The organism is Mycobacterium kyorinense (assembly GCF_002101735.1).
GTDB classification, from domain to species: Bacteria; Actinomycetota; Actinomycetes; order Mycobacteriales; family Mycobacteriaceae; genus Mycobacterium; species Mycobacterium kyorinense.
Map to the genome: position 1 here is coordinate 1 of NZ_LQPE01000098.1, position 19,410 is coordinate 19,410.

The 19,410-nt window shown below is 68.0% G+C and carries 18 protein-coding genes; 13 read left to right on the forward strand and 5 right to left on the reverse strand.

Annotated elements, in window-relative coordinates; all coding sequences use genetic code 11:
* The first annotated feature begins 174 nt into the window (after positions 1-174).
* Genes argC through argH form a run of 8 tightly spaced genes read left to right on the forward strand, consistent with a single transcriptional unit; the run spans position 175 to position 8,528 of the window.
* Positions 175-1,212, forward strand: coding sequence for an N-acetyl-gamma-glutamyl-phosphate reductase (argC, locus tag AWC14_RS11455; RefSeq protein ID WP_045384592.1), 1,038 nt, complete (start codon positions 175-177; stop codon positions 1,210-1,212).
* A complete protein-coding gene (gene argJ / locus AWC14_RS11460; protein WP_045384590.1) occupies positions 1,209-2,420 on the forward strand; it encodes a bifunctional glutamate N-acetyltransferase/amino-acid acetyltransferase ArgJ in 1,212 nt (403 codons plus the stop codon). The genes argC and argJ overlap by 4 nt, the downstream gene beginning before the upstream one ends.
* Positions 2,417-3,298: an acetylglutamate kinase gene (gene argB / locus AWC14_RS11465; protein WP_085241268.1), complete on the forward strand. Its 882-nt coding sequence runs from the start codon at positions 2,417-2,419 to the stop codon at positions 3,296-3,298. The genes argJ and argB overlap by 4 nt, the downstream gene beginning before the upstream one ends.
* Positions 3,295-4,479: an acetylornithine transaminase gene (locus tag AWC14_RS11470; RefSeq protein WP_045384585.1), complete on the forward strand. Its 1,185-nt coding sequence runs from the start codon at positions 3,295-3,297 to the stop codon at positions 4,477-4,479. The genes argB and AWC14_RS11470 overlap by 4 nt, the downstream gene beginning before the upstream one ends.
* Positions 4,476-5,402, forward strand: a complete 927-nt coding sequence (argF, locus tag AWC14_RS11475; RefSeq protein ID WP_057003545.1) for an ornithine carbamoyltransferase — start codon at positions 4,476-4,478, stop codon at positions 5,400-5,402. The genes AWC14_RS11470 and argF overlap by 4 nt, the downstream gene beginning before the upstream one ends.
* Entirely contained in the window at positions 5,399-5,893 is a 495-nt protein-coding gene (locus AWC14_RS11480) for an arginine repressor (protein ID WP_045384584.1), read from the forward strand. The genes argF and AWC14_RS11480 overlap by 4 nt, the downstream gene beginning before the upstream one ends.
* 17 nt (positions 5,894-5,910) lie before the next feature.
* Positions 5,911-7,119: an argininosuccinate synthase gene (locus AWC14_RS11485; protein WP_045384582.1), complete on the forward strand. Its 1,209-nt coding sequence runs from the start codon at positions 5,911-5,913 to the stop codon at positions 7,117-7,119.
* On the forward strand, positions 7,116-8,528 hold the full coding sequence (gene argH, locus AWC14_RS11490) for an argininosuccinate lyase (RefSeq protein ID WP_045384580.1): 1,413 nt from the start codon (positions 7,116-7,118) through the stop codon (positions 8,526-8,528). The genes AWC14_RS11485 and argH overlap by 4 nt, the downstream gene beginning before the upstream one ends.
* Here the strand turns inward: argH and AWC14_RS11495 are convergent.
* Complete coding sequence (locus tag AWC14_RS11495; protein WP_045384578.1) at positions 8,525-10,291, reverse strand: ABC-F family ATP-binding cassette domain-containing protein; 1,767 nt, start codon at positions 10,289-10,291, stop codon at positions 8,525-8,527. The two genes, argH and AWC14_RS11495, sit on opposite strands and share 4 nt — an antisense overlap.
* Before the next feature lie 108 nt (positions 10,292-10,399).
* Here AWC14_RS11495 and AWC14_RS11500 point away from each other — a divergent pair, with 108 nt between their 5' ends.
* From AWC14_RS11500 to AWC14_RS11510, 3 genes are all read left to right on the forward strand, one after another.
* Positions 10,400-11,482, forward strand: a complete 1,083-nt coding sequence (locus tag AWC14_RS11500; protein WP_428838962.1) for an IS110 family RNA-guided transposase — start codon at positions 10,400-10,402, stop codon at positions 11,480-11,482.
* A gap of 409 nt (positions 11,483-11,891) precedes the next feature.
* Positions 11,892-14,864 (forward strand): acyl-CoA synthetase, encoded by a 2,973-nt coding sequence (locus AWC14_RS11505; protein ID WP_057003546.1) that lies wholly within the window; start codon positions 11,892-11,894, stop codon positions 14,862-14,864.
* Positions 14,861-15,073: a Trm112 family protein gene (locus tag AWC14_RS11510; protein WP_045384572.1), complete on the forward strand. Its 213-nt coding sequence runs from the start codon at positions 14,861-14,863 to the stop codon at positions 15,071-15,073. Before AWC14_RS11505 ends, AWC14_RS11510 begins: the two co-directional genes overlap by 4 nt.
* Here AWC14_RS11510 and AWC14_RS11515 read toward each other — a convergent pair.
* From AWC14_RS11515 to AWC14_RS11525, 3 genes are read right to left on the reverse strand one after another with little or no spacing between them, the layout of a single operon-like run.
* A complete protein-coding gene (locus tag AWC14_RS11515; RefSeq protein WP_045384571.1) occupies positions 15,039-15,659 on the reverse strand; it encodes a TetR/AcrR family transcriptional regulator in 621 nt (206 codons plus the stop codon). The genes AWC14_RS11510 and AWC14_RS11515 overlap by 35 nt on opposite strands.
* Entirely contained in the window at positions 15,659-16,408 is a 750-nt protein-coding gene (locus tag AWC14_RS11520; RefSeq protein WP_235216040.1) for an ABC transporter permease, read from the reverse strand. Before AWC14_RS11520 ends, AWC14_RS11515 begins: the two co-directional genes overlap by 1 nt.
* A 2-nt stretch (positions 16,409-16,410) precedes the next feature.
* Positions 16,411-17,175, reverse strand: a complete 765-nt coding sequence (locus AWC14_RS11525) for an ABC transporter ATP-binding protein (RefSeq protein ID WP_045384569.1) — start codon at positions 17,173-17,175, stop codon at positions 16,411-16,413.
* Positions 17,176-17,231: 56 nt separating this feature from the next.
* Between AWC14_RS11525 and AWC14_RS11530 the strand changes: the two genes are divergently transcribed.
* Complete coding sequence (locus AWC14_RS11530; protein WP_045384566.1) at positions 17,232-17,843, forward strand: DNA-3-methyladenine glycosylase; 612 nt, start codon at positions 17,232-17,234, stop codon at positions 17,841-17,843.
* A gap of 22 nt (positions 17,844-17,865) precedes the next feature.
* On the forward strand, positions 17,866-19,137 hold the full coding sequence (gene tyrS / locus AWC14_RS11535; RefSeq protein WP_045384564.1) for a tyrosine--tRNA ligase: 1,272 nt from the start codon (positions 17,866-17,868) through the stop codon (positions 19,135-19,137).
* A 31-nt stretch (positions 19,138-19,168) separates the two neighbouring features.
* On the opposite strand, the gene AWC14_RS29195 is transcribed toward tyrS, so the two are convergent.
* Positions 19,169-19,410: hypothetical protein (locus AWC14_RS29195; RefSeq protein WP_211282298.1), on the reverse strand; the 242-nt coding region annotated here is incomplete at its 5' end.

The window sequence follows — 19,410 nt, forward strand, 5'->3', positions numbered from 1 at the left end:
ACACCACCCGCTCCACCAGCCCTGCGGGCCGCTTCACGCCGTCACCTCACCGTGGGTATTTTCCGGTCAGCGTGCGCAGACCCGGCTTTTCGCACGGCGTGTCGTCCGGCGACGCGCACCCTCGCGACCAGAATAATTTGCACTGCTATGCATAGTCATGCAAAACTGGGCGGCATGACGATGCGGGTAGCGGTGGCCGGTGCCAGCGGCTACGCCGGCGGCGAAATCTTGCGATTGCTGCTCGGCCACCCGGCATATGCCGACGGCCGGCTCACGATCGGCGCGCTGACCGCGGCGGCCAGCGCCGGCAGCCCACTGGGCGAACACCATCCGCACCTGACGCCGCTGGCTCAGCGGGTTCTCGAGCCGACCGAACCCGAGGTGCTGGGCGGCCACGACGTGGTGTTCCTTGCGCTGCCGCACGGCCATTCGGCGGCGCTGGCCGAACAGCTCGACGCCGACACGCTCCTCGTCGACTGCGGCGCGGACTTCCGGCTCACCGACGCCGACGCGTGGGAGCGGTTCTACGGCTCGGCGCACGCCGGCAGCTGGCCGTACGGCCTGCCGGAACTGCCGGGAGCACGTGAGCGTCTCAAAGACGCGCGCCGGATCGCGGTGCCGGGCTGCTATCCGACGGCGGCGCTGCTGGCCCTGCTTCCCGCGGTCGCCGAGGATCTCGTCGACCCCGCCGTCACGGTGGTCGCGGTCAGCGGCACGTCCGGCGCGGGGCGGGCAGTCAAGGCCGACCTGCTCGGCTCGGAGGTCATCGGCTCGGCGCGGGCCTACAACATCGGCGGCGCGCACCGGCACACTCCGGAGATCGTGCAGGGGCTGAAGACGGTCACCGACCGCGACGTCACGGTGTCGTTCACGCCGGTGCTTATTCCGACCTCACGGGGCATCCTGGCCACCTGTACCGCACGCACCGCGGCCCCGGTATCGCAGCTGCGCGCTGCCTACGAAAAGGCTTACCAGGCAGAGCCTTTCATTCACCTGCTGCCGGACGGTCAGCTGCCCCGCACCGGGGCGGTGATCGGCAGCAACGCCGCCCATATCGCGGTGGCGGTGGACCAGGACGCGGCAACGCTCGTTGCGATCGCCGCGATCGACAACCTGGTCAAGGGGACCGGCGGCGCCGCCGTGCAGTCGATGAACCTGGCGCTGGGCTGGCCGGAGACCGAGGGCCTTTCGGTGGTCGGGGTGGCGCCGTGACTGCAGCCGACGCAGCACGGCTGGTGCGCACGCAGGGGGTCACGGCGCCGGAGGGATTTCGGGCCGCCGGCATCGCCGCGGGCATCAAGACAAGCGGCGCACCGGATTTGGCGTTGGTGTTCAACGAGGGCCCGGACTACGCGGCGGCCGGAGTGTTCACCCGCAACCAGGTGAAGGCCGCGCCGGTGCTGTGGAGTCAGCAGGTGCTGACCACCGGGCGGCTGCGTGCGGTGATACTCAACTCCGGCGGCGCCAACGCCTGCACGGGGCCCGCCGGTTTCCAGGACACCCACGCCACCGCGGAGGCCGTCGCCGCCGCCCTGTCGGATTGGGGCACCGAAACCGGCGCGATCGAGGTCGCTGTCTGCTCCACCGGGCTGATCGGCGATCGGCTGCCGATGGACAAGGTGCTCGCCGGAGTCGGCGAAATCGTGCACGAAATGGCCGGCGGGCTGACCGGGGGAGAGGACGCGGCGCGCGCCATCATGACCACCGACACGGTGCCCAAACAGGTTGCGCTGCACCACCCCGGCAACTGGACGATCGGCGGGATGGCCAAGGGCGCCGGCATGTTGGCGCCGTCGCTGGCCACCATGTTGTGCGTGCTGACCACCGACATCGTCGCTGACGCCGGCGCGCTCGACATCGCGCTGCGCCGCGCCAGCGCCGCAACCTTCGAGCGCCTCGACATCGACGGCAGCTGCTCCACCAACGACACCGTGCTGCTGCTGGCATCCGGCGCCAGCGAAATCGCGCCCAGCCAAGCAGAACTCGACGACGCGGTGCTGCGGGTGTGCGACGACCTGTGCGCCCAGCTGCAGGCCGACGCCGAAGGCGTGACCAAACGCATCACGGTGACAGTGACCGGCGCCCCGAGCGACGACGACGCGCTGGTTGCGGCCCGGCTGATCGCCCGCGACAGCCTGGTCAAGACGGCGTTGTTCGGGTCCGACCCGAACTGGGGCCGGGTGCTTGCCGCGGTGGGCATGGCGCCGTTTCGGCTCGATCCTGACCGGATCACGGTGTCGTTCAACGGTTCTGCGGTCTTCAGCGGCGGCACCGGCGCGCCGGGCGCACGCGAGGTGGATCTGTCCGGTGCCGACATCGACGTCGTCGTCGACCTAGAACTCGGCCAGGGCCGGGCCGCCATCCGCACCACCGACCTGTCGCACGGCTACGTCGAAGAGAATTCGGCCTACAGCTCATGACGACCAGCGAACTACCCACCCAGGTCAAAGCGCAGGTCCTGGCCGAAGCCCTGCCCTGGCGCAAGCAACTGCACGGCAAGATCGTCGTAATCAAATACGGCGGCAACGCGATGACCGACGACACGCTCAAGCACGCGTTCGCCGCCGATATGGCGTTTCTGCGCAACTGCGGCATCCACCCGGTCGTCGTGCACGGCGGCGGGCCGCAGATCAGCGCCATGCTGCAACGCCTCGGCATCCCCGGCGACTTCAAGGGCGGATTCCGGGTCACCACACCGGAAGTGCTCGAGGTGGCACGGATGGTGCTGTTCGGTCAGGTGGGCCGCGAACTGGTGAACCTGATCAATGCGCACGGCCCGTACGCGGTCGGAATCACCGGCGAGGACGCGCAGCTGTTCACCGCGGTACGGCGCAGCGTTACGGTCGACGGCGTGGCCACCGATATCGGGCTGGTGGGCAACGTCGACCACGTCAACACCGCCGCGGTGCGGGATCTGATTGCCGCGCGGCGTATTCCGGTCGTTTCGACGCTGGCGCCGGATGCCGACGGCGTGGTCCACAACATCAATGCCGACACCGCCGCGGCGGCGCTGGCCGAAGCACTGGGAGCCGAAAAGCTGTTGATGCTCACCGACGTCGAAGGGCTGTATACCCGTTGGCCCGACCGTGATTCGCTGGTCAGCGAAATCGACACGGCCACCTTGGCGCAACTGCTGCCCACCCTGGAGACCGGGATGATCCCCAAGGTCGAAGCTTGCCTGCGTGCAGTCGGCGGCGGGGTGCCCAGCGCGCACGTGATCGACGGCCGGGTCGAACACTGCGTGCTGGTCGAACTGTTCACCGACGAAGGCACCGGCACCAAGGTGGTGAGCGAGTGAGCAGCACACAGGACATGCAGCAGCGGTGGTCTGCGGTGATGATGAACAACTACGGGGTGCCGCCGGTGGCGCTGGCCAGCGGCGACGGCGCCGTGGTCACCGACGTGGACGGCAACTCGTACCTGGACCTGCTCGGCGGCATTGCGGTCAACGTCCTGGGGCACCGTCACCCGGCCGTCATCGAGGCCGTCACCCGGCAGATGTCGACGCTGGGCCACACCTCGAACCTGTACGTCAACGAACCTGCCGTGGCGCTGGCCGAGGCGCTGGTTGGCCTGTTGGGCGCCGACGCTCGAGTGTTCTTCTGCAATTCGGGCACCGAGGCCAACGAGTTGGCGTTCAAGTTGTCGCGGCTCACCGGGCGCACGAAACTGGTTGCCGCACAAGAGGCATTCCACGGCCGAACGATGGGCTCGCTGGCGTTGACCGGACAACCGGCCAAGCAGGCGCCGTTTGCGCCTTTGCCCGGCGACGTCACCCATGTCCCGTACGGCGACGCCGACGCGCTGGCCTCCGCGGTCTCCGACGACACCGCCGCCGTCTTCCTGGAGCCGATCATGGGGGAGTGCGGGGTCGTCGTCCCGCCCGACGGGTATCTGGTTGCGGCACGCGAGATCACCTCCCGGCACGGCGCGCTGCTGGTGCTCGACGAGGTGCAGACTGCGATGGGCCGCACCGGCTCGTTCTTCGCTCACCAGCACGACGGCATCACGCCCGACGTGGTAACGCTGGCCAAGGGGCTCGGCGGCGGGCTGCCGATCGGGGCATGTCTGGCCACCGGCCCGGCCGCAGAGTTGCTCACCCCCGGGCTGCACGGCAGCACCTTCGGCGGCAACCCCATCTGCGCGGCGGCGGCGCTGGCGGTGTTGCACACGCTGGCCGCCGACGATTTGGTGCGCCGCGCCGAGGTATTGGGAAAGTCGTTGCGGCAGGGGATCGAAGCGCTCGACCATCCGCTGGTCGACCACGTGCGCGGCCGCGGCCTGCTGTGCGGCGTGGTGCTTTCCGCGCCGCGGGCCAAGGACGTCGAAACCGCTGCCCGCGCCGCCGGTTTCCTGGTCAACGCCGCCGCATCCAACGTGGTCCGGCTGGCGCCGCCGCTGATCGTCACCGAGCACCAGATCGACACGTTCATCACCGCGCTGCCCGGCATCCTCGACACCGCCGGAGGCACACTATGACCCGGCATTTCCTGCGCGACGACGACCTCTCGCCGCAAGAGCAGGCCGAAGTGCTCGACCTGGCCGCCGAGCTCAAGAAGGACCCGTACAGCCGCCGACCGCTCGACGGGCCCCGCGGCGTCGCGGTGATCTTCGACAAGAACTCCACCCGCACCCGGTTCTCCTTCGAGATGGGCATCGCGCAGCTCGGCGGGCACGCCGTCGTCGTCGACAGTCGCAGCACTCAGCTGGGCCGCGACGAGACGTTGCAGGACACCGCAAAAGTGTTGTCCCGCTTCGTCGATGCGATCGTGTGGCGAACCTTCGGCCAGGACCGGCTCGACGCCATGGCGTCGACGGCGACAGTGCCGGTCGTCAACGCGCTCTCCGACGAGTTCCACCCGTGCCAGGTTCTGGCCGATCTGCAGACGATCGCCGAGCGCAAGGGCACACTAGCGGGCTTGAAGCTCAGCTATTTCGGTGACGGCGCCAACAACATGTCCCATTCGCTGTTACTCGGCGGAGTCACCGCCGGCATGCACGTCACAATCGCCGCTCCGGAGGGCTTCACGCCCGACAAGACGGTGCTGGCCGCCGCCGAAGACCGGGCCGCCGCCACCGGCGGGTCGGTGACGGTGACCAGCGAGCCGCACGCGGCCGCGACGAATGCCGACGTGCTGGTCACCGACACCTGGACGTCGATGGGCCAGGAGGACGACGGGCTGGACCGGGTGGCGCCGTTCCGTCCGTTCCAGGTCAACGCCGGCCTGCTGGCCCTGGCCGACCCGGAAGCCGTTGTGCTGCATTGCCTTCCGGCTCACCGCGGGCACGAGATCACCGACGAGGTGATGGACGGTCCGCACAGCGCGGTGTGGGACGAGGCCGAGAACCGGCTGCATGCGCAGAAGGCGCTGTTGGTGTGGCTGCTGGAGCGGTCGCGATGACGCGTTCGAAGACCACACCCGACATCACCCGCGCCGGCCGGCAGGCCCGCATTGTCGCGATCCTGTCGTCGGAGTCGGTGCGCAGCCAAGGCGAATTGGCTGCCCTGCTGGCCGCCGAAGGCATCGAGGTCACCCAGGCCACGCTGTCACGGGACCTCGAAGAGCTCGGCGCGGTCAAGCTGCGCGGCGCCGACGGCGGGGCCGGGGTGTACGTCGTGCCCGAGGATGGCAGCCCGGTGCGCGGCGTATCCGGTGGCACCGGGCGGCTCTCGCGGCTGCTGAGCGAGCTGCTGGTGTCCACCGACGCCAGCGGAAACCTCGCCGTGCTGCGCACCCCGCCGGGCGCCGCCGACTACCTGGCCAGCGCCATCGACCGGGCGGCGCTGCCCTACGTCGTCGGCACCATCGCCGGTGACGACACCATCTTTGTGGCGGCTCGCGAGCCGATGACCGGTGCCGAGCTGGCAGCAACTTTCGCAAACCTCAAGTGACATAAGGAGATCAGTTCATGTCCGAGCGCGTCATTCTGGCGTATTCCGGCGGTTTGGACACCTCCGTGGCGATCAGCTGGATCGGCAAGGAGACCGGTCGGGAGGTCGTCGCGGTCGCGATCGACCTGGGCCAGGGCGGCGAGGACATGGAGGTGGTGCGTCAGCGTGCGCTGGATTGCGGCGCGGTCGAGGCGGTCGTCGTCGACGCGCGCGACGAGTTCGCCGAGGGCTATTGCCTGCCCACCATCCAGTCCAACGCGCTCTACATGGACCGCTACCCGCTGGTGTCGGCGATCAGCCGGCCGCTGATCGTCAAGCACCTGGTGGCCGCGGCCCGCGAACACGGCGGCAGCATCGTCGCGCACGGCTGCACTGGCAAGGGCAACGACCAGGTCCGCTTCGAGGTCGGATTCGCCTCCCTGGCACCGGATCTGGAAGTGCTGGCGCCGGTGCGCGACTATGCCTGGACGCGGGAGAAGGCCATCGCGTTCGCCGAGGAGAACGCCATCCCGATCAACGTGACCAAGCGGTCGCCGTTCTCCATCGACCAGAACGTGTGGGGCCGCGCGGTGGAAACCGGGTTCCTGGAGCACCTGTGGAATGCGCCCACCAAGGACGTCTACGCCTACACCGAAGATCCGACCGTCAACTGGAACACCCCCGACGAGGTGATCGTCGGTTTCGACAAGGGCGTGCCGGTGTCCATCGACGGCAAACCGGTCTCGGTGCTGCAAGCCATCGAGGAGCTCAACGCCCGCGCCGGCGCGCAGGGGGTCGGGCGGCTGGACGTCGTCGAGGACCGTCTGGTGGGCATCAAGAGCCGCGAAATCTACGAAGCCCCGGGCGCGATGGTGCTCATCACCGCGCACACCGAGCTCGAGCACGTGACTCTGGAGCGTGAGCTCGGCCGGTTCAAGCGGTTGACCGACCAGCGCTGGGCCGAACTCGTGTACGACGGGTTGTGGTACTCGCCGCTGAAGACGGCGTTGGAGAGCTTTGTCGCCACCACGCAAGAGCATGTGACCGGCGAGATCCGAATGGTGTTGCACGGCGGGCATATTGCGGTCAATGGGCGGCGCAGCCCCGAGTCGCTGTACGACTTCAACCTGGCCACCTACGACGAGGGCGACAGCTTCGACCAGTCGAAGGCGAAGGGATTCGTCTACGTGCACGGCCTGTCGTCGAAGATCGCGGCGCGCAGGGATTTGGACGCCGAGCAGCGGTGAGTACCAACCAGGGATCGCTGTGGGGTGGCCGGTTCGCCGACGGCCCGTCCGATGCGCTGGTCGCGCTGAGTCGATCCACCCACTTCGACTGGGTGCTGGCGCCGTACGACATCACCGCGTCTAAAGCGCACACCCAGGTGTTGTTCCGGGCCGGGCTGTTGACCGCCGAGCAGCGCGACGGCCTGCTGGCCGGGTTGGACAGCCTCGCCCACGATGTGGCCGACGGCAGCTTCGGTCCGCTGCCCACCGACGAGGACGTGCATGCCGCGCTGGAGCGCGGCCTGATTGACCGGGTCGGGCCCGACTTGGGCGGCCGGCTGCGGGCCGGCCGGTCGCGAAATGACCAGGTGGCCACGCTGTTTCGAATGTGGCTGCGCGACGCGTCGCGCCGGGTGGCCGCCGGGGTGCTCGACGTCGTTGCTGCGCTGGCCGTGCAGGCCGCCGCGCACCCCGACGCGATCATGCCCGGCAAGACGCACCTGCAGTCCGCGCAGCCGATCCTGTTGGCCCACCACCTGCTGGCCCACGCCCACCCGCTACTGCGCGACGTGGACCGAATCGTCGACCTTGACAAGCGGACCGCGGTGTCCCCGTACGGTTCCGGGGCGCTGGCCGGGTCGTCGCTGGGGCTCGATCCGGACTCGATCGCGCATGAGCTGGGCTTCGCGGCAGCGGCCGACAATTCCGTCGATGCCACGGCCGCAAGGGATTTCGCGGCCGAAGCGGCGTTCGTGTTCGCGATGATCGCGGTGGACCTGTCGCGCCTGGCCGAGGACATCATCATCTGGAGCTCGACCGAATTCGGCTACGTCACGCTGCACGACTCGTGGTCGACCGGCAGTTCGATCATGCCGCAGAAGAAAAATCCCGACATCGCGGAGCTGGCCCGCGGCAAGTCTGGTCGGTTGATCGGCAACCTGGCGGGGCTGCTGGCGACGCTGAAGGCGCAGCCGCTGGCCTACAACCGCGACCTGCAGGAGGACAAGGAGCCGGTGTTCGACTCGGTGGCGCAGCTGGAGCTGCTGCTGCCGGCGATGGCCGGATTGGTGGGTAGCTTGACCTTCAACACCGAGCGGATGGCCGCGCTGGCTCCGGCCGGCTACACGCTGGCCACCGATATCGCTGAATGGCTTGTGCGACAGGGTGTTCCGTTCCGCATCGCGCATGAGGCGGCTGGCGCGGCGGTGCGGGCCGCCGAGCAGCGCGGAGTCGGGCTGGAGGAGCTCACCGACGAGGAGCTGGCCGCGATCAGCCCGCAGCTGACGCCGCAAGTCCGCGAGGTGCTGACCACCGAGGGGTCGGTGTCGTCGCGCGACGCTCGCGGCGGTACCGCGCCGATCCAGGTCGCCAAGCAGCTGGACAGCGTTCGCGGCGCGGTTGAGGAGCTGCGGCAGCGGTTGCGGCGCTAGCCCTCCAGTAGCTCCGATAGCTCCAGCCAACGGTTTTCCATCGCGGCGACTTCACTTTCGAGGCCACGCAGTTCCTGGGTGAGCCGGCTCAAACCGACGTGGTCCGTCTGGTCGTGTGAGGCAAGCTCGACGTGTTTGGCCTCGATTTGTTCGGCCAGTCGCGCCAACCGGCGTTCGACCGCAGCCGTTTCCTTCTGCGCGGCGCGCAGTTCGGCACCCGACGTCGACTTGCGAGCGCCGGGTGCGGGTTCTTTGGCCGCCAAAGCCGCCGAGAGCCGCAGGTATTCGTCGACACCGCCGGGCAGGTGCCGCAGCCGGCCGTCCAGAATCGCGTACTGCTGGTCGGTGACCCGCTCGAGCAGATACCGGTCGTGCGAGACGACGATCAATGTGCCGGGCCAGGAGTCCAGCAGGTCCTCGGTCGCCGCCAACATGTCGGTGTCCACGTCGTTGGTGGGTTCGTCGAGCAGCAGCACATTGGGCTCGGCCAGCAGCGTCAGCATCAACTGCAACCGGCGGCGCTGGCCGCCGGAAAGTTCACCGACCCGCGACGACAAGTGCGCACGGGCAAATCCCAGCCGCTCCAACAGCTGTGCGGGCGTGACGTCGCGACCGTCGACCTGATAGCCGCTGCGTAACCGTCCCAGCACGTCGGCCACTCGGTCGCCGGACAAGGACCCAAGTTCGTCGCCCCGCTGGTCGAGCATGGCCAGCCGAACAGTCTTGCCGCGTTTGACTTTTCCGGTGTCCGGCGACACCGTGCCGGCAATCAGCCCCAGCAGCGTGGACTTGCCCGCGCCGTTGGCTCCCACGATGCCGCTGCGCTCCCCGGGCCCGATCCGCCACTCGACATCACGCAACACCGGCTGGCCGCCGAACGACACCGAGACGTCCAATAGGTCGATCACGTCCTTGCCCAGCCGGGCGGTCGCCAGCTTCGCCAACTCCACGGTGTTGCGCAGCGGCGGCACGTCGGCGATCAATTGGTTGGCCGCGTCGATCCGGAACTTCGGTTTCGACGTGCGCGCCGGCGCTCCACGGCGCAGCCAGGCCAACTCCTTGCGCATCAGATTCTGTCGCTTGGCCTCGGCGACGGCGGCGCGCCGGTCCCGCTCGACACGCTGCAGCACGTAGGCGGCGTAGCCGCCCTCGAACGGCTCCACGGTGCCGTCGTGCACCTCCCACGTCGTGGTGGCCACCTCGTCGAGAAACCAGCGGTCGTGGGTCACCAGCAGCAGCCCACCGGTGTTGCGAGCCCACCGCTGGCCCAGGTGGCCGGCCAGCCAGGTGATTCCTTCGATGTCGAGGTGGTTGGTGGGCTCGTCCAGCGCGATCACGTCCCACTCGCCGACCAGCAGCGCGGCCAGCTGCACCCGTCGTCGCTGCCCGCCGGAGAGCGTCGCAACCGTTGCGTCCCAGTCGATGTCGGACACCAGCCCACCGACCACGTCGCGGATGCGAGCATCGCCGGCCCATTCATGAGCGGGCCGATCGCCGACCAGCGTCGCCCCGACGGTACGGCCCGGGTCCAGAGTGTCGGCCTGACTCAGCGCCCCCACCCGCAGCCCACTGCGGCGGGTGACCCGTCCGGAATCCGGACGCACCGAGCCGGTGAGCAGACCCAGCAGGCTGGATTTGCCGTCGCCGTTTCGTCCCACGATGCCGATCCGGTCGCCGTCGCTCACCCCGACGGTCAGCGACTCGAAGACGACCTGGGTGGGGTATTCGAGGTGCACGGCCTCGGCTCCGAGCAGGTGCGCCACCGGGCCGAGACTAGACGGTATGGGGGCTGGGGCCTCACTCACATGTGAACGTGGGTTGCGGTCGGGAATTGGGTCCTGGCCGTAGAGCCACAGATGTGGGAGGCCCCAGTGAAGGTTCAGCGTACGAGCGTCGGGTTGGATGTGCACGCACGATCGGTGGTTGCGTGTGGGCTCGATGGGGATACCGGGAAGGTGTTCGAGCGCCGGTTGATCCCCGACCGGGACGAGATCTTGGATTGGGTTCGCTCGCTGCCGGGTCCGGTGGCAGTGACCTATGAGGCGGGGCCGACGGGATTCTGGTTGGCTCGATTCTTGCTGGCGGCGGGGGTCGTTTGTGTTGTGGCGGCGCCGTCGAAGCTAATCCGTCCAGCCGGAGACCGGGTCAAAACCGATGCCCGCGATGCCGCGCATCTGGCGCGGTTGTTGCATCTGGGCCAGGTTGTGGCGGTGGCGATCCCGACGGTCGAACAGGAGGCCGCGCGGGATCTGGTGCGGGCCCGTGAGGATGTCCGTGGGGATTTGATGACGGCTCGGCACCGGCTGTCGAAACTGCTGTTGCGCCAGGGAATCGTGTACTGCGGTGGGCGAGCCTGGATACGCGAACATGAGCGGTGGCTGCGTCGGCAGCGCTTCGACAACGCCGCCCTGCAGCTGGCCTACGACACCGCTTTCGACACCATGCTGGCCACCGTCGACCGCCGAGAGCGCCTTGATGCGGCGATCGCCGAGATGGCCACTGATTCGCAATTCACTCCGGTGGTGACACGGCTGGGATGTCTGCGCGGGGTGTCCACGCTGACCGCGTTCGGGCTTGCCGTCGAGATCGGCGACTGGTCTCGGCTGACCGGCCGCAGCATCGGCGCTTACCTCGGGCTGGTGCCCAGCGAGTACTCCTCGGGGGCGACGCGAACCCAGGGCGGAGTTACCAAAACTGGCAATGGTCACGCCCGCCGGCTGCTGGTCGAAGCCGCCTGGCACCACCGAGCCCCTTATCGGCCCGGCGCTGAGATGCGGCGGCGCTGGGATGCCGCATCCCCAGCCGCCCGAGCCCGCGGCCAGGCCGGTAACCGGCGCCTACATGAACGCTGGATGCATTTTGACCAGCGCAAGAAACGCTCCGTGGTCGCCAACGCCGCAATCGCACGTGAGCTGGCCGGATGGTGCTGGTCGCTGGCCGTCCTCGACGACTGAGCACTCTACAAACGCCCAGATGAGTCACCGGGTGTCGGCAAGCGTCTTGGAGTGACCCGCGATGCCGCTATGAGTAATCGCGTTGTCGCACAACCGATCACGCTCGATTTCTAGACAAGCGGACCGCTCCGACTCGAAAGTCCCGTCCTGCGGTAGCCAACCCGCGTATATCAGACTGACACGCGTCGATACGACACGCTCGACACCCACAAATGGCCTATCTGGTCAAACGAAGCGGCGGCCACAACAACGGGTTGCGGCCGCCGCTTCCCCCTGCCCACTTGACAAGACGCCTCCCATATCAGCGGCGATCGGAAGCGCGGCGAAGCCGGGCGAAGCGGGTCGACGCGCAACGGAACGTAGTGCCTCGCGATGTGCCAGAATATGCAGGTCAATCAGGGGAGCAGCGGTGGACCTACATCTTTCAGCGGTCACGCGACCGGTCGAGCGTCTCATGGCGACGGCGCAGAACGGCCTCGAAGTCCTGCGACTCGGCGGCCTGGAGACCGGGACGGTTCCGTCGCCGTTCCAGGTTGTCGAAAGCGTTCCGATGTACAAGCTTCGGCGGTACTTCCCGCCCGACAACCGGCCCGGGCAACCGCCCGCTGGCCCGCCGGTGTTGCTGGTGCACCCGATGATGATGTCGGCGAACATGTGGGACGTCACCCGGGCCGAGGGCGCCGTCGGCATCCTGCACGCCGCCGGGCTGGACCCCTGGGTGATCGACTTCGGCTCACCGGACAAGGTCGAGGGCGGCATGCGCCGCAACCTGGCCGACCACATCGTCGCGTTGAGCGAGGCCATCGACACCACGGTCGAGTGCGCCGGCCAGGACGTGCACCTGGTTGGCTATTCACAGGGCGGGATGTTCTGCTACCAGGCGGCGGGATATCGGCGTTCCAAGAACATCGCCAGCATCGTGGCGTTCGGGTCCCCGGTGGACACCCTGGCCGCGCTGCCGATGGGAGTTCCGCCCAACCTTGCCCAGGTAACCGCCAACTTCATGGCCGATCACGTGTTCAACCGGTTGGACATTCCAAGTTGGTTGGCGCGCATGGGTTTCCAGATGATGGACCCGCTCAAGACGGCCAAGGCGCGGCTGGACTTCGTGCGCCAGCTGCACGACCGTGAGGCGTTGCTGCCCCGGGAAGCGCAGCGCAGGTTCTTGGAGTCCGAAGGCTGGATCGCCTGGTCTGGTCCCGCGGTCTCGGAATTGCTCAAGCAGTTCATCGCCCACAACCGGATGATGACCGGTGGTTTCGCGATCAACGGGCAACTGGTCACGTTGACCGACATCACCTGCCCGGTACTGGCTTTCGTCGGAGAGGTCGACGATATCGGCCAGCCGCCCGCGGTGCGCGGGATCCGGCGCGCCGCCCCCAACGCCGACGTCTACGAGTACACGCTGCGGGCAGGCCATTTCGGCTTGGTCGTCGGTTCCAAAGCGGCACAGCAGTCTTGGCCGACCGTCGCGCAATGGGTGCAGTGGATCTCGGGGCACGGCAGCAAGCCGGACGGCATCGTGCCGATGGCCGACCAGCCGGTCGAACGCACCGACAGCGGTGTCGCACTCAGTTCGCGGGTGGTGCACGGCATCGGTGAGGCGTCCGAAGTGGCGCTGGCAGTCGCCCGCGGCGCGGCCGACGCGGTCGTGGCGGCCAACAAGTCTGTGCGGACGCTGGCGGTCGAGACGGTCCGGACCCTGCCCCGGTTGGCAAGGCTGGGCCAGGTCAACGACCACACCCGGATCTCGCTCGGCCGGATCATCGGCGAGCAGGCCCACGACGCGCCGCAGGGCGAATTCCTGCTCTTCGACGGGCGGGTGCACACCTATGAGGCCGTCAACCGGCGCATCGACAACGTCGTTCGCGGCCTGATCCAAGTCGGCATCCGGCAGGGTGAACACGTCGGCGTGCTGATGGAGACGCGTCCCAGCGCGCTGGTCGCCATTGCCGCGCTGTCCCGACTGGGCGCGGTCGCGGTGCTGATGCGACCCGACGCCGATCTGGCCGCGGCGGTCCGCATCGGCGGCGTCAGGGAGATCATCACCGACCCCACCAACCTCGAGACCGCACGCCAATTGCCCGGCCAGGTCCTGGTTCTCGGCGGTGGCGAGACCCGCGATCTGCATCTGCCCGACGACGCGGGCGTCATCGACATGGAGAAGATCGACCCAGACGCGGTCGAGCTGCCGGGCTGGTACCGGCCCAACCCAGGGCTCGCGCGGGACCTGGCTTTCGTCGCGTTCAGCACGGTCGGCGGCGAATTGGTCGCCAAGCAGATCACCAACTACCGCTGGGCGTTGTCGGCGTTCGGAACCGCCTCGACTGCCGCGCTCGGCCGCAGCGACACGGTGTACTGCCTGACGCCGCTGCATCACGAATCGGGCCTGCTGGTGAGCCTGGGCGGGGCGGTGGTGGGCGGCGCCCGCATCGCGCTGTCACGTGGGCTGCGCCCGGACCGGTTCGTCGCCGAGGTGCATCAGTACGGCGTCACCGTGGTGTCCTACACCTGGGCGATGCTGCGCGACGTCATCGACGACCCGGCTTTCGTGCTGCATGGCAATCACCCGGTGCGGCTGTTCATCGGATCCGGTATGCCGACGGGATTGTGGCAGCGCATCGTCGACGTGTTCGCGCCCGCACATGTCGTCGAGTTCTTCGCCACCACCGACGGGCAGGCGGTGCTGGCCAATGTGTCCGGCGCCAAGATCGGCAGCAAGGGCCGGCCGCTGCCGGGCGCCAGCCGCGTCGAACTGGGCGCCTACGACGCCGAACACGATCTGATCCTCGAGAACGACCAGGGTTTCGTACAGATCGCCGAGGCGGGCGAGCCGGGAGTGCTGCTGGCCCAACCGCGCGGTCCGATCGATCCCACTGCGTCGGTGAAGCGCGGCGTCTTCGCACCCGCCGACACGTGGATCTCCACCGAATACCTGTTCCGCCGCGACGCCGACGGCGACTACTGGCTGCTGGGCCGCCGCGGCTCGGTGATTCGCACCGCGCGCGGCATGGTCTACTGCGAGCCGATCACCGATGCGCTCGGCCTGATCACCGGTGTCGACCTCGCGGTGACCTACGGCGTGTCGGTGCACGGACAGCACGTCGCCGTATCGGCCGTGACACTGCGGCCGGGCGCCACCATCACAGCGGCGGATCTCACGGAGGCGGTGGCGGGCATGCCTTTCGGGCTGGGGCCCGACATCGTGCACGTCGTCCCCGAGATGACGCTCAGCGCCACCTACCGCCCCGCTGTCAGCGCATTGCGCGCGGCCGGTATCCCGAAGCCGGGGCGGCATGCCTGGTATTTCGACGCTTCCAGCAACCAGTTCCGGCGCCTGACCTCGTCGGTGCGGGCCGAACTCGCCGGCAGCCACGCATGATTGACGACGCCCTGCTGAGCATCCTGGTGTGCCCTGCTGACCGCGGTCCGCTGCTGCTGATTGACGACACGCTCTACAACCCGCGGCTGCGGCGCGCCTACCGGATCGAGGACGACATCCCCGTGCTGCTGGTCGACGAGGCTCGCGACGTCGACGACGACGAGCACGGCCGGCTCATGGCGCGGGCAAACCCGGCAGATCCCCGGTGAGATAGCGCTGCAGGTTGGGGCCGATGGTTTCGGCAATTTGTTGCGCCGGAAGCGATTTGAACGGCTCCAGCTCCAGGATGTAGCGTGCCATCACCACGCCCACCAGCTGCGAGGCGACGAACTGGATGCGGATGATTCCGCTTCCCGGTGGATTGTCGACGCGGGAACCCACCTCGACCGCGATCACCTCCTGGATGAACGAGCGAAACAGGCTCACCTCCGACCCGGCCAGGATTGACCGCAGCTCTGCGATGAATCCCGCTCCGATCTCGGAATCCCACAGCGCCAACAACGTCGACGGCAGCGTGTGGCCGAGCTCGTCGACGGGAACTTCGCGCAGCGGGCCGATGATGTCCATCGGGTCGATCGGAATGTGGACGGCGGCGGCGAACAACTTTTCTTTGGTGCCGTAGTAGTGATGCACCAGCGCGGAATCCACGCCGGCCGCGGCCGCCACCGCGCGAATCGAGGTCTGGTGAATCCCGTTACGCGCGAACAACTCCCGGGCGCTTTTCAATATCCGGTCGCGGGTATCGGAGACTCCGGCCGGGCGTCCGCGCCGTCTGCGGCCGGTGCTGGCGACCACTACGGAGTCCGTCGGCGCAGTGTGGCTGCGGCCAGGCACAGTGCGGCTATCGCGAAACCCAGCACCACGATGATGTCGCGCACCGCAATCCAGGTCAGCTCCGGATGAGCGCCCACCTGCTGCAACGCCTCCAGCGCATAGCTGGCGGGCAGGACATTGCTGATCCACTGCAGCCAAGTCGCCATGAGCCCCCGCGGAACGATGATTCCGGCCAGCAACAGCTGCGGCACCATCACCAACGGGATGAACTGCACGGCCTGAAATTCCGTGCGAGCGAAGGCACTACACAACAGGCCCAGCCCGACTCCGAGCACGGCATTGACGATCGCGATCACGAACACCCACACCGGGCTGCCGGCGGTATCGAAGCCAAGGAACCAAAACGACACGATACAGGCCAGAATCGCTTGCGCCGCAGCAGCAGTCGAGAACGCGGTGCCGTAGGCCATCAACAGGTCGAGCCGGCGCAGCGGAGTGGTGAGGATCCGCTCCAGCGTTCCCGAAGCCCGTTCGCGCTGCATGGTGATCGACGTGATGATGAACATCAAGAACAGCGGAAACAGCCCCAGCAGGATCAGGCAGGCATTGTTGAACGGCGACGGCGTGCCCGGCCGGTGCGGCGCGTTCTCGAACATGAAGTACATCAGCGTGATGACCAGGATCGGCACCAGCACGATCATCGCGACGCTGCGACGGTCGGCGGCCAACTGCCGCAGGATCCGCGCGGTAGTCGCCGCGTAGGCCTGCAGCCCTAGCCGGCTCGGCGTGTGGTGCTGCGTTTGATGATGGACAGAAACGCTTCCTCTAGTCCCGTGCATCCGGTGTCCTCTCGTAGTTGGGTCGGGGTCGTGTGCGCGACCAAGTGGCCGTCGCGCATCAGCAACAGGTCACCGCAGTGGTCGGCTTCGTCCATCACGTGACTGGAGACCAGCAGCGTGGTCCCGCCCCGGGCGAGGTCATGGAACTGCTCCCACAGATCCACCCGCAGCACCGGGTCGAGGCCGACGGTCGGTTCGTCGAGCACGAGCAGCTCGGGCCGGCAGACCAGCGCGCACGCGAGCGAAGCGCGGGTGCGCTGACCGCCGGAGAGGTTCCCGCAATAGGCGGTGCTGTGATCGGTCAGCCCGACCCGCTCGATGGCTGCGTCGGCGGCGTGGGCGTCGAAACCGTACAGCGATGCGAAGTAGCGGACGTTGTCGACGACTCGCAGGTCGTTGTAGATCGTGGGGTCCTGCGGCATATAGCCGACGCGCCGACGCAATGGGGCCGAACCTGCCGGATGTCCTAAGACGGTGACGCTTCCCGACGCGACGATCTGGGTGCCGACGATGCAGCGCATCAACGTGGTCTTGCCGCAGCCGGACGGGCCCAGCAGCCCGGTGATGGTTCCTCGGGCGATCTGCACCGAGAAGTCATGCAGCGCAGGACGTTTCCCGCGAATCACCCGCAGATGAGAGATGTCGACTGCCGTGTCGGCGCCCCGGGCAAGTAATTCATCGCTTGATGAAGTCATCATGCGATGAATATCTACCTCTGCGGCTCGGCTGTCAAGAGCCAGGCAGAATCTCTCCGGTGAGCGCTGACGAACTTGCCGGCGACCCGCTGTCGGCCGCCCGGCGGCTGCTGGGCGCAACCCTGACCGGCCGCGGTGTCAGCGCGACGATCGTCGAGGTCGAGGCCTACGGCGGGGTTCCGGACGGCCCATGGCCGGACGCTGCGGCACACTCGTATCGCGGGATCAGCGGCCGTAACGCGGTGATGTTCGGACCCCCGGGCCGGCTTTATACCTACCGCAGCCACGGCATCCACGTGTGCGCCAACGTCGCCTGCGGTCCCGACGGCACAGCCGCCGCTGTGCTACTGCGCGCCGGCGCCATCGACAGCGGCACCGACGTCGCCCGGTCCCGGCGAGGCGACGCGGCCCGGACGGTCGCGCTGGCCCGCGGACCGGGAAATCTCTGCTCGGCGCTGGGAATCACGATGGACGACAACGGCATCGACCTATTCGACCCGAACAGCCCGGTGCGGCTCGAACTCAACGACACCCTCGCCGCCGTTTCCGGTCCGCGGGTAGGTATCAGCGTCGCGGCCGACCGGCCCTGGCGGCTATGGCTGCAGGGCCGACCGGAGGTCTCCGCCTATCGACGCAGCCCCCGAGCGCCCGCCCCAGGGGCCAGCGACTAGGCAGATCGGAGAAGATCTAGCTATGGGCACGATCCTCGACGAGCTGAGCTGGCGCGGGCTGATTGCACAGTCCACCGACCTCGACGCGCTGGCCGCCGCGGCAGCCCAAGGCCCCATCACCGTGTATGCCGGGTTTGACCCGACCGCGCCGAGCCTGCACGCCGGGCACCTGGTGCCGCTGCTGGCGCTGCGCCGCTTCCAACGCGCCGGGCACCGGCCGATCGTGCTGGCCGGCGGCGCCACCGGCCTGATCGGCGATCCGCGGGAGAGCGGGGAACGCGTGCTCAATACCGCCGACACCGTCCTGGAATGGACCAACCGGATCCGCAGCCAGCTGGAACGGTTCGTCGACTTCGACGATTCACCGACCGGAGCGATCGTCGAAAACAACCTCGAATGGACCAGCGACATGTCGGCGATCGAGTTGCTGCGCGACATCGGAAAGCACTTCTCGGTCAACGTGATGCTCGACCGCGACACCATCCGGCGCCGTCTCGAGGGCGAGGGCATCTCCTACACCGAGTTCAGCTACATGCTCTTGCAGGCCAACGACTACGTCGAGCTGTACCGGCGCCACAACTGCGTGCTGCAGATCGGCGGCTCCGATCAGTGGGGCAACATCATCGCCGGGGTGCGCCTGGTGCGCCAGAAGATGGGTGCCAGTGTGCATGCGCTGACGGTCCCGCTGGTGACCTCCGCCGACGGCACCAAGTTCGGAAAATCCACCGGCGGCGGCAACGTCTGGCTCGACCCCGAGCTGACCACGCCGTACGCCTGGTACCAGTACTTCGTCAACACCGCCGACGCCGACGTGATCCGGTACCTGCGCTGGTTCACGTTCCTTTCGGCCGACGAGCTGGCCGAGCTGGAGGAGGCGACGGCCGCGCGGCCGCAGGAGCGGGCCGCGCAACGGCGGCTGGCGCGCGAGCTCACCACGTTGGTGCACGGCGAGGCGGCAACGGAAGCCGTCGAACACGCCAGCCGGGCGTTGTTCGGCCGCGGGGAATTGACGCGACTGGACGAGGCCACGCTGAGCGCCGCATTGCGGGAGACTCCGGTGGCGGAATTGAAGCCCGGCGCGCCCGACGGCATCGTCGACCTTCTGGTGGCCAGCGGCCTGTGCGCGAGCAAGGGTGCTGCGCGGCGGACGATCGCCGAGGGCGGGGTGTCGGTCAACAACGCCAAGATCGGCGACGAGGACTGGACGCCCCAGCCAACCGACTTTCTCCACGGACGCTGGCTGGTGCTGCGCCGGGGCAAGCGGAACATCGCCGGCGTCGAGCGCGTCGAGTGATGCTGCGAGCCGAAACTCGGGATCTAGCAGGTCATTTGACTCTCAGTTTCCCCTCGCGTAACTTGTTGACGTCGCGCTGCGGCGGGTCCGCAACGCGACGGCATCCCTGAGGAATACCTCGGCATTCGAGGATGTTCCACCTGTCCGCTCTGTCAGATCGCGGCAATCGCCGCGGGCTGGTTGCGCGGCCGCTGGGATGGGTGTTGTTTGAGAACTCAATAGTGTGTTTGGTGGTTTTGTTTGTTGTTGTTTTTTGCCATGCCTTGACTGCCC

What these genes read in the sequence shown, in the direction of transcription:
- argC (WP_045384592.1), top strand. Translation starts at nt 175, where the DNA reads ATGACGATGCGGGTAGCGGTGGCCGGTGCCAGCGGCTACGCCGGCGGC.
- argB (WP_085241268.1), top strand. Translation starts at nt 2,417, where the DNA reads ATGACGACCAGCGAACTACCCACCCAGGTCAAAGCGCAGGTCCTGGCC.
- argF (WP_057003545.1), top strand. Translation starts at nt 4,476, where the DNA reads ATGACCCGGCATTTCCTGCGCGACGACGACCTCTCGCCGCAAGAGCAG.
- AWC14_RS11480 (WP_045384584.1), top strand. Translation starts at nt 5,399, where the DNA reads ATGACGCGTTCGAAGACCACACCCGACATCACCCGCGCCGGCCGGCAG.
- AWC14_RS11485 (WP_045384582.1), top strand. Translation starts at nt 5,911, where the DNA reads ATGTCCGAGCGCGTCATTCTGGCGTATTCCGGCGGTTTGGACACCTCC.
- AWC14_RS11510 (WP_045384572.1), top strand. Translation starts at nt 14,861, where the DNA reads ATGATTGACGACGCCCTGCTGAGCATCCTGGTGTGCCCTGCTGACCGC.
- AWC14_RS11525 (WP_045384569.1), bottom strand. Translation starts at nt 17,175, where the DNA reads ATGATGACTTCATCAAGCGATGAATTACTTGCCCGGGGCGCCGACACG.
- tyrS (WP_045384564.1), top strand. Translation starts at nt 17,866, where the DNA reads ATGGGCACGATCCTCGACGAGCTGAGCTGGCGCGGGCTGATTGCACAG.